This window comes from Kaistella faecalis (assembly GCF_019195395.1).
GTDB lineage: Bacteria > Bacteroidota > Bacteroidia > Flavobacteriales > Weeksellaceae > Kaistella > Kaistella faecalis.
The window spans coordinates 847,663-861,650 of the sequence record NZ_CP078067.1; the positions used below are offsets into that span (position 1 = coordinate 847,663).

Here is a 13,988-nt window from a genome sequence, read left to right on the forward strand (position 1 = left end):
ATTGGCAAAAACCTAAACTGTTAATTAAGCTTTCTGGTTTTCATATTAAGCAATATAATTCCCAGCGCAATAAATATCAGAAGCGAAAAATAGAGCAGGAAATGGTTCGCATAGGGAATTGAAATATATTTTATCGAGAAAATGCCCATAAGCCCAAGCATCAGTTCATTCAGGAAAATGCCGAGCAGGAACATTTTAAGACCCAATAAAAGTGTTTTCGTCACCGTAAAATAATTGGTTGCAAGGATTTGATTCAGCAGAAATGTCGCAATACACATCAGCAAAACCAAATGGAGGTAAGCAATTACCACATTCCGGAACCCGAAAGCAAACTGGTTGAGTGCCGGAATATTTGAACCCAGCTGCAGGGCAATTTTAACGGCGAAGGCAAATCCAACATAAATCAAAACAAATCTCTGCATGGCTGACCACTTAAGAACCAGATTAGTCCAGCTTTTCCTCACAAACCCGAAAAGCATTACCGCACTGGCAGTTTGTCCTATTGTTGTCAAAACGATGAGTGCAAAGATGGATACAGGCAGTTTCATCCAGAGAACAGATAATCCAACTCCTACCAGACAACCGAAAAACATCAGCCAGAACATCAGTCTGTTGCTTTTTTCAGAAATAGGAGAACCGGCTTCCTTCAAAGAATAGAGCAAAAGTCCGATGCAGGAAAATATAAAGAAGCCATTGTACTGAAAATGCAGAAAATAATACTCCGAGGCCAGATAAATATCCTGACTGATATTTTTTGAACTCATCATATACGCTAAGTTGAAAACTCCCACCGAAGAGATTACAGCAAAAAATAATCCTGCCAAAAACCAGATTTTAGAAGCATCCTGAATTTTGCGTGCGTCCTTCACAAAGAAATAACAAAATACGAAACTGGTAAGCAATGCCGCAGTAGAAGCTGCAATCGAAGCCCAAAAATACCCGCCGTACATAAATGCCCCCAACATCGCAAAAGACGCAGCCAGGTTAATCATGATTAAATATTCATACTTTTTTAGCTGAACCAACGGATTCACTTTACCTATATAATTTACGATCAGTACATAAAGAACATTGGTGATCCAGCCGTAAAAGGCGAAATGGGAATGTGCTTCCTGCAAATGTTTCTGATCCAGAAAGGGAAATGAATACAGGATTTTATAACGCATGATGACACCCAAAAGCGCCACCAGAAAAAAATTGAAAACTGAAAATCTAAGCCAGAACGTGCGCTGCATTAATAATAAATTTTATGGTTTATGAGTTGTATTTTATCTTCCCGTTCCATTTTTTTTACCGTTCGGATTACCGTTTCAATCGCCAGTCCGGTAGAGTTAGCCATTTCTTTTCGGGTCACATCTATAATGGTCTTTTCGCCGGGTTCAATACCCATGGTTCTTTTGTGGATTTTAAGAAAATTGATGATCCTTTCGTGTGGGCACTGGTGTACGATCGATTTTAATCTTAAGGTTTTTTCATATGCTTTTTTGGCAATTTCCTTAGTAAACTCATAGTGAACCTCAGGATTATCTAGCATGAATTTTTTAAAAAGACTCTGATTAAAACTGAAAACCTCAGCACTTTCGCTTGCAATTACTGCATTCGCGGGATATCGTTCTGCAAGCAGAAACGGCGGTTCACCGAGAAACTGGTGGTCATTCACTTTATTGATCAGGAACTCTTTCCCGTCAGAATCGGTATTGTAAATCTTTACTTCACCTTCAGTCAGATAATAAAGATTGATTGCGATTTGATCCTCCCGGAAAAGGGTGTCCCTTTTTTTAAGATAAATGACAGGAACCTTGTTTTTTAACAAAATTTCTCGTGTAAACATAGGCAAAGTTTGTCTCAAATTTAACGAAAATTTATCATTCTGCCTACGGTAAGACCGGTAAAAGTGAGCGAAAATTACCTATTTTTGAGGAAAATACAGTAAGTTTTATGGCGAATCAGTTTAATCCGAGAGATGTTACCTGGCTTTCATTCAATGAGCGCGTTTTGCAGGAAGCGATGGACGAAAAAGTTCCGCTTCACCTGCGCATCCGTTTCATGGGCATCTTTTCAAACAATCTTGATGAGTTTTTCCGCGTGCGTGTTGCGGGTTTAAAGCGCGCTATGGATTTTAAAGATAAATTCATTACAGAATCTTTTTATCAGCCACCCACCAAAATCCTGCAGCAGATCAACGAAATCGCCATTAAACAGCAACAGAATTTCGACAAAACCTGGAAGAAAATTCAGGTCGAAATGGCGGAGCAGAAGATTTTCATAAAGACCGCCAGGAATCTTTCGCCCGCACAGGAAAAATTCGTTAACGAATATTTCGATGAAGTGGTTGAAAGCAATGTAATACCGATTTTGCTGAATGAGAATTCGCCCATGCCTTATCTTAGGGACAAATCGCTGTATCTGGGCGTGGCCATGAGGAAAAAAACGTGGCAGTATGAAAGCAAATTCGCAATTATCGAGATTCCCTCGCGAGCTGTGGGCCGTTTTGTACTCCTGCCTTCTGAGGATAAATCTGAAAAAAACGTGATGCTTCTGGAAGATGTCATCATCTTTAATCTTCCGCATATTTTTTCTTATTTCGGCTATGATGATTTTGTGGCGCACTGTTTCAAGGTGACGAAAGACGCCGAATTTGATCTTGACAACGACATTAAAACGACGCTCGCCGAAAAAATTGAAAAAGGAATTAAATCAAGGCGTAAAGGAAAGCCGACGCGGTTTGTATTCGACAAAGAAATCGATAAGGCACTGCTGGAATTTCTGATCAGAAAACTGAATTTAAGCAAGAAAGACAGCATCATCCCCGGAGGTAAAATTCATAATTTCCGCCATTTTATGGATTTTCCCGATGTTTTTAAAATGTATCAGAAACCCGACGAACGGAATTCATTCGACCACGCAGAATTTGTCGGAAAGCGTGTCACCGATGTGATACAGAAAACCGATGTTCTGCTTACTTTTCCCTATCACCGTTATACACCTGTTATCGATCTGCTTCGTGAATCGGCGATGGATCCCGAGGTGAAATCTATACAGATTACTGCTTACCGGCTCGCAAGCCAATCCAAGATTGTGAATGCACTTATTAACGCTGTAAGAAACGGAAAAGAAGTGACGGTAATGCTGGAGTTACGGGCAAGATTCGATGAGGAAAGCAACCTGGAATGGAAAGAGATTCTGGAACAGGAAGGAGTGAAAGTGCTTTTCGGAATTCCGAATAAAAAAGTTCACGCGAAACTCTGTATCATCAAGAAAAGAGCTCAAAATAAGACCGTGCAGTATGGTTTTGTGAGTACAGGAAATTTCAACGAGAAGACTGCAAAGATTTACGGCGATCATTTGCTCATGACTTCCGACAGGGGAATTATGGCCGACATCAATAAGGTTTTCAATGTTTTGAGAAAACCGAAAGAAGAAATTCTTCCCGCTCTGAAATCCTGCAAAAAACTCATTCTCTGTCCGCAATTTATGCGCGAGAAAATCATGCAGCACATCGATAAGGAAATTGACGAAGCCAAGGCAGGCCGGAAAGCAGAAATGATCATCAAGGCAAATTCGCTGAGCGACCGCGCATTAATTCTTAAAGTTTACGAAGCCGCACATGCCGGCGTGACCTGTAAACTCATTATCCGCGGGATTTATTGCGCCGTGAATCAAAAGGATTTCAAGAAAAAAATTCAGGCCATCAGCATTGTAGATGAATATCTGGAACATGCCCGGGTAATGTATTTTTACAATAAGGGAAATGAAGACACCTATATTTCCTCTGCCGACTGGATGACGCGAAACCTGGATTACCGCATCGAAGCCGCCGCAAAAATAACCCAGAAAAACCTGAAGAAAGAGATTAAAGATATGCTGGAAATTCAGCTCAGTGATAATGTAAAAGCACGTATTCTCGATAAGAAACTTAGAAACGAATATGTAAAAGCCGGCGGTCAGGAAATCCGTTCCCAGGTCGAAACTTACCATTATTTAAAAAATCTGGGGATTAAATCTTAGTTTATTTCGTTACCTTTGCAGCACTTTTGGAAAAGGGAATCACGTGTAATCCGTGAACTGTCCCCGCAACTGTAAATCACAGCAAAAAATTGTTTCGAACAAACCACTGGAAACGGGAAGGTGAAACATTGTGAAAGTCAGGAGACCTTGCCGAAAGTAAGATTTATTAACGCTTTCGGAGGAAGAGTCGTGAATTGCTGAATGTTCTGTTCAGCTATTTTCCCTGCATTTTTTCCGATAAGTAAACCTTTAACCTAATTTAATTTTTTAATGAAAAAAAGATTAATTTTTGTTGGAGCAATGCTTGTCGTAAGTTCAGACATTTTTGCCCAACAGGAAAACGAAACCCAAATTGAAGAAGTTACGATCGCTTCTAAAACCCCACAGCAGCTTTACAAAACCGGAAAAAACGTACAGCTTATTTCAGCGCAAGATCTGGAAAAACACAAAGGTCAGGATTTATCTGACGTGCTGAACCAGATTTCAGGTTTTCAGATTGTAGGAAACCACAACAACAGCCAGGAGCCCAAAGCCATGAAGATTAATGGCGGAAAAAGTGCAAATGTACTTATTTTAGTCGACGGAATTCCTCTGAAAGATGTTACCGGAAACGATTATAATGTTTCCGACCTGCGGCTGATGGCGGTAGAAAATGTAGAAAGCATTGAAATCCTGAACGGCGCTTCATCCGTTTTATACGGCAGCAATGCAACTGTTTCTGTTATCAACATCAAAACAAAGAAAACCGCCACAAAGAAGGTAGAAGGGATCCTGGGAGCGAGAGCCGGCTCTTTTTCCACTTTCGCACAAAACGCTTTGGTTAAAGGAAAACTAAACCAGTTTAATTATCAGGTTACAGGTTTTAATGAAAAATCTCAGGGACTTTCTTCCGCTGAAGGGGAAAATTTCGAGAAAGATGGTTTTGAGAAACAGGCAGTTAACGCCAATCTTGGGTTTACTACCGACCAATTCAATATTAACATCAACGGAGGCTGGAATCATCACCTCTTCCATTACGACGGCGGCGCTTTTACCGACGGTGAATACCGCTCAGATGACAAAATGAGTTATATTGGCGGAAATGCAAATTTTAAATATAATAAAGGTAAACTTACATTCAACACACGATATTCAGGCAATGAAAAGTTAGGACAGAGTTTAGTTGCCAGCAAATATCAGGACGATTTTTCCTATTCGGGACAGAATTTCTTCAGTGAACTTTACAACCACTACTCGATATCCGAAAACATCAGTTTTACAGCAGGTATCCAGTTCGAGAATCAAAAAATGGGGGCAAAATCGCTTCCATGGGGAGGAACCGAAATGCAGGAAGATTTAAATAAGAAAAAAACCAAACTTAAAAGCTTCGATGCTTTTGCCAATGTTAATCTGAAATATGATTTTCTGAATCTTGACGCAGGAGCAAGAATGACTGATCATTCCAAGTTCGGAAATCACTGGGTTTACAGTCTGAATCCGTACGTTCTTAAAGAACTTGAAACGCTTTATTTCAAACTCGGATATTCTTATTCCACAGCGTTTATTGCACCAACGCTTTATCAGACCTATGGATCGCTGCCTTACGTTTTACCTAATTTTGAGTTGGAGCCGGAAACCAATTCTTCACACGAAATCGACCTAAGTTTGGGTAAAAAAGACCGGAGTATTGTTTTCAATGCAAGTCTTTTCCAGCGTAAAGAAGAAAATGCTTTCGCATACGAAACCGTAGATTTCACGACGTATGCCGGACAATTCCGCAATGTGGGTGAAAATAAAGTGAAGGGTTTTGATCTGGGACTGAAGTATAAACTGAATGAGATGTTTAATTTCGGCGGAAATTTCAGTTATGTGGAAAAAGAAAAAGAGGAAACGATGCTGAGACAGCCCAAACAGCGAATTAATTCTTTTGTTGAAGTGCTTCCTTTCAAATCTACACGGGTAAATCTGAGCCATCAGTACGTTTCAAAAAGAATGGATTCTTTTTATAATTCCGCTACTTTTTCCGTAGATAATGTCGAACTCGAAAGTTTTAATCTTTTTGCCCTCAATATCAATCAGAAAATCAGTTCAAATCTAGAGGCTTATTTTAATGTCGGTAATCTGTTCAACACTTCTTATGTAGACGTAATCGGATATACCACAAAGCCGAGAAACTATACCGTAGGGGTTAACTATCAGTTTTAAATATCATTTTTTTTCATAAAAAACCCTTTTCAATTAGTTTTGAAAAGGGTTTTTAACTTTTGAGTTTCTTATATTTTGAGGCCCAATAATTCGGCTTCTTTGATCACAAAATTTCTGGCTTCGGCTTTATCGTTGGGAATTTCGCCTTCCAGAATCGCTTCCTTCACTTTTTCCTTTAAAATTCCAATCTCGCGGCCCGGTTTCAGGTTAAAGAGCTCCATGATTTCTTCGCCGGAAATGGGCGGCTGAAAATTCCGAACCTGATCTTTTTCCTCCACTTCCTTAATTTTCACAGCGACATACTCAAAATTTTTCTTGAATCGCGACTGTTTTGAAGAGTTTTTTGTGGTGATATCGGCTTTACACAATGTGAACAGGTCTTCCAGATCCACGCCGGAATCGAAGAGAAGTCTGCGCAATGCTGAATCGGAAGTTCCGTCATCAATAAGCGAAATCGGTCTGGAAGAAAGCCTCACGAGTTTCTGCACATATTTCATATCGCTGCCTAAAGGGAGTTTCAGCCGATGAAAGAGACTTTTCACCATTTTGGAACCGAGAAATTCGTGCCCATGAAATGTCCAGCCGGTGCCTTCAACAAACTTTTTGGTCGGTGCCTTCCCGATATCGTGGAGCAAAGCGGCCCACCGAAGCCAAAGATTATCAGTGTTTTTCGAAATATTATCAACAACTTCGAGCGTGTGCCAAAAATTGTCTTTGTGAGTTTGGCCTTCTACTTCTTCAATTCCCTTCAGCGCAGTTAATTCCGGTATAATTAAAGCCAGAAGTCCGGTTTCTTCCAAAAGTTTCAAGCCTACAGAAGGTTTTTCGGAAAGTATAATCTTATTAAATTCAACCATGATTCTCTCCATGGAAACAATTTTAATCCTTTCTGCTTCCGTCTGTATTGATTTCAGGGACGCTTCTTCAATATTGAAATTTAATGTAGAGGCAAAACGGATGGCCCGCATCATTCGCAAAGGATCGTCGGAATACGTCTGGCTGGGCTCAAGAGGAGTTCGGATAATTTTATTTTCAATATCTGAAATTCCGGCAAAAGGATCGATAAGCTCTCCGAAGTTTGATTTATTTAAAGAAATTGCAAGTGCGTTGATGGTGAAATCGCGGCGTTTTTGGTCATCTTCCAACGTTCCGGTTTCTACAGACGGTTTGCGCGAATCTTCTGCGTAGCTTTCCTTTCGGGCACCAACAAATTCTAAATCTAGGCCCTGATGTTTAAACATGGCCGTCCCGTAATTTTTAAAAACTGAAACAGTAAGTTTTGGGTTTATTTCTTTGGCAACGGCTTTTGCAAGATTGATTCCGCTTCCCTCTGTAACAAAATCAATATCGGTTGGCGCCTGCCTTTTCATGAGCAAATCGCGCACATAACCACCTACGATAAAAACCGACTGGTTATTGTTTTCTGCAACTTCAGAAATAAGTTTAAAAAGTTTGAAATTTTTATTTTGAGTAAGATTGATCAGCATAACAGGAAATCCGGATCCGGAAAATTTTTGCAAAGATAAGCAAATAGAAAAACCTGTATTTCTACAGGTTTATATTTTTTATTGTACGCTTTTGGTTTCGTCCAAAAGCCAGTGGTCAATTTCTTCCTCGAGATATTCGGTCTGAAGTTTTATTGCTTCCAGGAAATCATCCGGAATATTAGAAGCGTCTGTATTTTCCAAATCCCACAAATCATCACTCATGGATTCATACTCGGAATAAATTCTTTTGAAACGCGGACTTTTCTGCTCTAATTCCTCGATTTTTTGCTTCTGAGGGTTAAATTTTCTGTAGGCTCTTAGTGGATTCATGGAATGCTTTAATTTAGGTGATCGGGTGTAAAAAGTAAATCAAATCGGTACATTAAGATAAAAAAAACATTCCTCAACCTTTTAAAAAATGAAAAATTTATCAGATCATCGCGCTCTTTCAATGATTAAAATTAATTATAAAATTGAAACAAAAAAATATTTTAACAAGATTTCTAATTGTTTAACATATAGTTATAAATTTGCGGATACGTTTTTTTATGAAGGAACTTTTACTGAAACAGAAACAGGTTGTATTTTTCATTATTGCTGGCGGCTTAAGCGCAATAATGGAGATCGGTTCTTTCAAAATTTTCAGTGTTTATATTCCGATGCTTTACGCTGAAGAGTATAATTACCACGGAATCCATTTTCCGCTCAGCAATATTTTTTCTACAGGCTGCGGAATCATTACGAATTATTTTCTGAGCATCTGGTTTGTTTTCGCCAGGGGGAAACATTCTAAAAAAAGGGAATTTGCTTACTTTATGGGCGTCTCATTTTTATCTACGATTGTAAGTTTAACCTTTTTTCAGATCTTTTTCCGATACATTTTCTCCCATCATTTCGATGTCGGATTTTTTGTTTTCAGTCAGGAGATGCTGAGTAAAATTTCGGCAATTCTGTTGGTTTCTATTCTGAATTATACTGTGAAGAAAAATTTTATTTTTAACGGGTAGAAAATGATGTTCGACGAGATAAAAATTAAGCCTGAAAAGCAATTCAACGAATGACAAAAGTCCTTAATTATATCTGGCGCGGCTGGATGATTGTACTTGGAGCTGTACTTACTATAACCCTGGGGATTCCAGTATTGCTGTTTTCCATACGCAAAGAACATTATAAATACGCCTATATATTTATCCGAATATGGTGTTACGGCATGTTTTACGGCATGGGATTCCGGTACGAACTTATCAAACTTACAGACAAAGAGATCGATAAAAACACTCAATATGTTTTTATCTCTAATCACACTTCGATAATGGATGTGATGTTACCGTGTATTCTGATGCCCGATCACCCGTTGTGTTATGTCGGTAAAAAGGAACTTGTTAAAATCCCGGTTTTTGGGATTATCTATAAAAGAATCTGTGTAATGGTAGACCGCAGTTCAGCAAGAAGCCGCGCCGATGTCTACCGCCGGTGCGCCGAGCGTATGGAGGAAGGCCAGAGTATCGTGATTTTTCCTGAGGGAGGTGTTCCCGATGACACCTCTGTTATACTTGACAGTTTCAAGGATGGGGCGTTTACCCTAGCTTCGAAGCACCACTCTCCGCTTGTTGTTTTCACTTTCGTAGGACTTAAAGAAATGTTTCCGTTTGATCACTCCAAAGGACATCCGGGAAAAGTAAGAATTTATCTCAGTGATATAATAAGTCCAGATCAAACGGCTGCTGAGATGAAAACAACTTCCCACACGACCATAAAAAAGATTTTGGAAAACTCAATTTGAGAAAATAAATAGTTATATTTGTTTTAAAGAATCATTATACATGTCGACAAACTATTCTAAAAAGACCAATTGGGGCCAGTTCGTGCCTTTGGTAACTGTGTTTTTCTTCTGGGGATTTGTTGCAGCCAGCAACGATATTTTGATCCCGGTATTCAAAAAAGCCTTTAATCTCTCCCAAAGCCAAAGCCAGCTGGTATCGGTAGCATTTTATGTTGCTTATACAGTAGGCTCACTGATTTACATGTTTATATCGAAAGCGATAAAGCAGGACGTGGTGAATAAAATTGGCTACAAAAACGGTTTAATTTTAGGACTTTTAATTTCTGCTGCGGGAACATTGCTTTTTTATCCTGCCGCTAATATGGGTTCTTTTCCCCTGATGATTTCAGGATTGTTCATTGTTGGTCTTGGATTCTCACTGCAGCAAATTGTGGCGAATCCGCTGGCTATTGAAATTGGACCTACCGAGACCGGTTCCCAACGTTTAACGATGGCTGGAGGTATTAATAATTTCGGTACAACAATTGGTCCGCTGATCGTTTCATTTGCCATCTTTGGTTCTGCATCTGCGGCAAATACCGAAGCGAGTATTGAATCTGTAAAAACCCCGTATTTAATTCTGGGTGTAGCATTTGTACTTGTAGCACTTCTTCTGAAATTCTCTTCACTTCCGAAGATCACCCCTACAATCACAGAGGATACTGATGACGCTGTTGCAGGACATCACCGTGATTCTGCCCTGAAGTATCCGCAACTTGTTTTAGGGATGATTGCAATATTTGTATATGTTGGCGTAGAGGTTTCTACAGCCAGTAATTTGCCGGCATATATGGAAAAATCCCTTGGATTTTCGACTAAAGACATTGCACCTTATGTATCCCTTTACTGGGCATCTCTAATGATTGGCCGTTGGACCGGTGCGGTGGATGCATTTGATATAACTGCAGGTTTCAAGAAAATTTTAAGATTCCTCGCGCCATATCTTGCTTTCGGTGTATTCCTTCTTGTTAATGCTATTGCGAAACATGACCTATCCCATTTTTATATCTACGGCGTTATCATCCTGGTAATGATTGTCTGCGACATATTAAGCAAGGGTAACCCCGCCAGGATGCTTCTCATTTTCTCGTCGATGGGAATTCTTGCAATTGCTATCGGAATGATGACTTCAGGAATGACTTCTGTTTACGCATTCACCAGTGTAGGACTTTTCTGCTCCACACTCTGGCCTTGTATATTTGCACTGGCGATCAACGGTCTTGGAAAACACACCAATCAGGGTTCCGGATATCTAATTATGATGATTATGGGTGGCGGAATTATTTCGTGGATTCAGGGAATGCTTGCTGATATGACCAATATACACTTCAGTTACATTGTTGGTATTTTGTGTTTTGCTTACCTGGTATTTTATGCACTAAGAGTTACTAAAATCCTTAAAGAACAAGGGATTGAACTTGATCATGTAAAAAGCGAAGGTGGACACTAAAAGAAAATATATCACAAAAAAAAGATTTTGGGCAGGTACTTTACTTGCCCAATTTCTTTTGTTCTTTATAGCTTCTAAAATCGGTCCGGTCCTAGAGTTTTTTGTGCAGTTTTTTGACTTTCAGCAGCGTATCCATCAGAAATTTTTTGCTGCAGTTCCCTATTCTATAGGTGATGCAGTTTATATTTTACTGGCAATTGTCTTAATTATTTTGTTGATAAGAATTGTAAATAAAAACACACGTAATTCTTATTTTTTGAAATTACTCATCTTGTTAAATATCCTTTATTTTACTTATCAGATATTTTGGGGAATGCTGTATTTTCAGGAGCCCATCATCGACAAACTTCCGGAAAATGAAATAACTCTCGAAGAAACCAAAGCATTAACCATAAAGTATCTCGAACTGAGCAGACAGGCAAGATTGTCAGTTGAAGAAGATCATAAAGGTGTTTTTAAACTCAGGGATATCACACGGGTTAAGACAGAGATTCTAAGTCGTCAGGAACGCCTCCCAGTCTTTCTGGAGCCTACAAAACCCTCGCACATCAGTTCATTCAAACCAAGTCTGTTTCGAGGTGTAATGAGTTATTCCGGTATATTGGGTTATTATAATCCATTCACTGCCGAGGCACAATACAACCCTGAACTTCCTTCAACCTATCTGCCATTTACATTGGCACACGAAAGCGCTCATCAAATGGGCTATGCAAGAGAACAGGAGGCAAATTTCATTGCTTTCTTAATTGGAAAAGACTCGACAAATCCTGAGTTACGATACAGTACATATTATTTTGTACTAAAATCCCTGCTAAACAGTTTAGCCGAAAAAAATCCCCATTTTGTGCGCCAGACCATCAGTAATTACTCGCTTGGTATGAAAAGAGACCGTGCAGCAGAAAAAAAATTCGTGCAGGATCATAAAGGTATTATGGAGGATTTCTTTGGGTTTACCAATGATCTTTTTCTCAAAAGCAACAGGCAAGAAGGCAGTATTACGTATTCGTATTTTGTTGATTTAATGGTGCGCTTTGAGAGAAATCCAAGTGCTAATCACTAAAAAAAGAATCGCATCTTGCGATACGATTCTAAAAACACAAATGATGAAAAAAAATTTATGCCTGAATAAAGATTTGCATCCTCATTAAGACGGCGTAAAATTACCAATTATCTTTTAACTGGCCAAATATAATCTACGAAACTGACATAAATCAGATAATCGTATTTGTTAATGCAATCATTATCCTGAATGATAACTTTTGAATACACTTAGAACTCCCCTATTCAAGCTACATTTGCAATCAAATAGGAACATAAAAAAAGCCCAACCTAAGTTGAGCTTTCTTGTAGCGAAGACGGGAATTGAACCCGTGACCTCAGGGTTATGAATCCTGCGCTCTAACCAACTGAGCTACCTCGCCGCTAAAGTGGTGCAAAGATAAAAATATTTTGCAACGTAGCAAAAATTAATTTAACTTTAAATAAGAAATTACGTCTGCCGCGTGATCTGGCTTGGCAATAATCTTATTTTCCGTATCCAATACGAAGTATGTTGGTGTTGCACGAACATTATAGGTATCTGCGTAACTGCTGTACCACCCTTTAAGCTCTGTATCATTAATCCAAGGTAAACTCTTCACCTTGTTGTCGTAAGCCGCTTTTTCGGTATCCAGCGAGAATGCAATGACTTCAATCTTCTGCGCCTTCATTGCGTTGTATTTTTCTATAAGTTTAGGTAGTTCCGCTTCACAATGAGAGCAGGTAGAAGCCCAGAAAACAACAATCTTTTTATCTGCTTTTACAGCTGAAATTGATTTTGCTGCAGTATTTGTTGGTTTATTGAATTCATAATCCTGGAATTTGGCACCAATTTCTGTATTCCTATTCGTCGCAATTGTAGAAGCTAATCTATCATTAATGGTACATTTAAGATTAGTTGCTTCAGCAAGATATTTATCCTTAAGATCCTTCATCTCGTACACATCGAAAATCTCAATCAGTTCAGATAAAACCGTCTGTCCTCGCGGTGTTTCGGTGTTTACTGCTTTCAGCAGTTTATCGATATCATTGGAAACGCTGGTACTTGGTCCTACGTTCAGATATGCCAGTAGAACAGGTCTCATTAAAGAAGAGGTTTCCAGCATATCGTTAGATTTTACAAGAAAGTCAATTATTTCATCATGCGTAACCGGTTTTTTTGAAGGATTCTTTTCAACGAACTTGGTGTAGTTGCTGTTGTAATAGCTAACGAAAGGATATTTGCTGATTCCCTGCGTATCGGAAGAAAGACGGGATATTTCGGTGTCCAGCGATTTTCTGAAGGGAGTATCTGCCTTGTAATAATCTTTAATCTGAACCAATGCCGGTAAGATATATTCCTTCTTTTGCTGTACATCCTGAATACTGTTCATCGTAGCATTGCTTTCATCGAGGTACTCAATGTTTGAAATCTTGGTGCCCGCAGCATCAAATTTAAGTTTCACATCTTTGTTTTCAGCAATAAAATTGATAGAAATATTTCCTTCGGGGAAATACAGCTTCATCATTCCCGTATACGGTTTTGTCACGCTAATTTGCCATCCGTTTCCCTTTCTGACCTCTTTGGTACTGAGGAGATCTTTTGAGCCGTTTAGCGTATACAAATAAACTTCTTTAGGATTAAAACTGGCGGGCGCGTCAATATTGATTTTGAATTGCGCAGAAATTGAACTTACTACTAACAATGCTGAGATTGCAACAATTTTTTTCATAGGGTAAATATAAAAAAACCCACCGAATTATCCGATGGGCTTTTATGGTTTTAACAATTTATTTATACAATGTTTTTACGTGTTTTATAATGGTAATAGCACATGAGCAAGATTGCAGCCACTGCTAATATATAAACATACATATCGATAGGGGAAGCTGGAGATCCCGGACCTACACCACCACCACCACCAGGCGGACTAGGCGGATCCTGAGCCTTATTAAATGTCCCAACTGCTAAGAGTAGGAAGAATAAAATTTTATTAAATAGTTTCATAGTTTGTGTTTT

At 39.0% G+C, this 13,988-nt stretch carries 12 protein-coding genes, 1 tRNA gene and 1 riboswitch; of the genes, 6 read left to right on the plus strand and 7 right to left on the minus strand.

The window, feature by feature from the left end; all coding sequences use genetic code 11:
• Positions 1-20: 20 nt before the first annotated feature.
• Entirely contained in the window at positions 21-1,235 is a 1,215-nt protein-coding gene (locus KTV93_RS04020; protein WP_218250039.1) for a hypothetical protein, read from the minus strand.
• On the minus strand, positions 1,235-1,831 hold the full coding sequence (locus tag KTV93_RS04025; protein WP_088469813.1) for a Crp/Fnr family transcriptional regulator: 597 nt from the start codon (positions 1,829-1,831) through the stop codon (positions 1,235-1,237). Before KTV93_RS04025 ends, KTV93_RS04020 begins: the two co-directional genes overlap by 1 nt.
• Before the next feature lie 107 nt (positions 1,832-1,938).
• Between KTV93_RS04025 and ppk1 the strand changes: the two genes are divergently transcribed.
• Complete coding sequence (ppk1, locus tag KTV93_RS04030) at positions 1,939-4,008, plus strand: polyphosphate kinase 1 (RefSeq protein ID WP_218250040.1); 2,070 nt, start codon at positions 1,939-1,941, stop codon at positions 4,006-4,008.
• Positions 3,999-4,177: riboswitch (cobalamin riboswitch) on the plus strand. (Overlaps the previous gene by 10 nt.)
• A gap of 101 nt (positions 4,178-4,278) precedes the next feature.
• Entirely contained in the window at positions 4,279-6,192 is a 1,914-nt protein-coding gene (locus KTV93_RS04035; protein ID WP_218250041.1) for a TonB-dependent receptor plug domain-containing protein, read from the plus strand.
• 68 nt (positions 6,193-6,260) lie between these two features.
• Here KTV93_RS04035 and KTV93_RS04040 read toward each other — a convergent pair whose 3' ends face one another.
• Both KTV93_RS04040 and KTV93_RS04045 read right to left on the minus strand, forming a co-directional pair.
• Complete coding sequence (locus KTV93_RS04040; protein ID WP_218250042.1) at positions 6,261-7,679, minus strand: CCA tRNA nucleotidyltransferase; 1,419 nt, start codon at positions 7,677-7,679, stop codon at positions 6,261-6,263.
• Positions 7,680-7,757: 78 nt separating this feature from the next.
• Entirely contained in the window at positions 7,758-8,009 is a 252-nt protein-coding gene (locus KTV93_RS04045; RefSeq protein ID WP_218250043.1) for a hypothetical protein, read from the minus strand.
• Positions 8,010-8,227: 218 nt separating this feature from the next.
• On the opposite strand from KTV93_RS04045, the gene KTV93_RS04050 reads away from it, so the two are divergent.
• The 4 genes from KTV93_RS04050 (at position 8,228) to KTV93_RS04065 (ending at position 12,011) form a co-directional block, all read left to right on the plus strand.
• Complete coding sequence (locus KTV93_RS04050) at positions 8,228-8,686, plus strand: GtrA family protein (protein WP_218250044.1); 459 nt, start codon at positions 8,228-8,230, stop codon at positions 8,684-8,686.
• 50 nt (positions 8,687-8,736) lie between these two features.
• Positions 8,737-9,462: a lysophospholipid acyltransferase family protein gene (locus KTV93_RS04055; protein ID WP_218250045.1), complete on the plus strand. Its 726-nt coding sequence runs from the start codon at positions 8,737-8,739 to the stop codon at positions 9,460-9,462.
• Between the two features lie 40 nt (positions 9,463-9,502).
• Positions 9,503-10,951 carry an MFS transporter gene (locus KTV93_RS04060; protein WP_218250046.1) on the plus strand — a complete coding sequence of 483 codons (1,449 nt, stop codon included), beginning with the start codon at positions 9,503-9,505 and terminating at the stop codon, positions 10,949-10,951.
• Between the two features lie 103 nt (positions 10,952-11,054).
• Complete coding sequence (locus KTV93_RS04065) at positions 11,055-12,011, plus strand: DUF3810 domain-containing protein (RefSeq protein ID WP_230259224.1); 957 nt, start codon at positions 11,055-11,057, stop codon at positions 12,009-12,011.
• A gap of 287 nt (positions 12,012-12,298) precedes the next feature.
• On the opposite strand, the gene KTV93_RS04070 is transcribed toward KTV93_RS04065, so the two are convergent.
• The 3 genes from KTV93_RS04070 to KTV93_RS04080 all read right to left on the minus strand — a co-directional run bounded on the left by KTV93_RS04070 (position 12,299) and on the right by KTV93_RS04080 (position 13,976).
• Positions 12,299-12,372 (minus strand) — tRNA-Met (locus KTV93_RS04070).
• 45 nt (positions 12,373-12,417) lie between these two features.
• Entirely contained in the window at positions 12,418-13,701 is a 1,284-nt protein-coding gene (locus KTV93_RS04075) for a peroxiredoxin family protein (protein ID WP_218250048.1), read from the minus strand.
• A 62-nt stretch (positions 13,702-13,763) separates the two neighbouring features.
• Complete coding sequence (locus KTV93_RS04080) at positions 13,764-13,976, minus strand: signal peptidase (RefSeq protein ID WP_230259204.1); 213 nt, start codon at positions 13,974-13,976, stop codon at positions 13,764-13,766.
• Positions 13,977-13,988 lie beyond the last annotated feature (12 nt).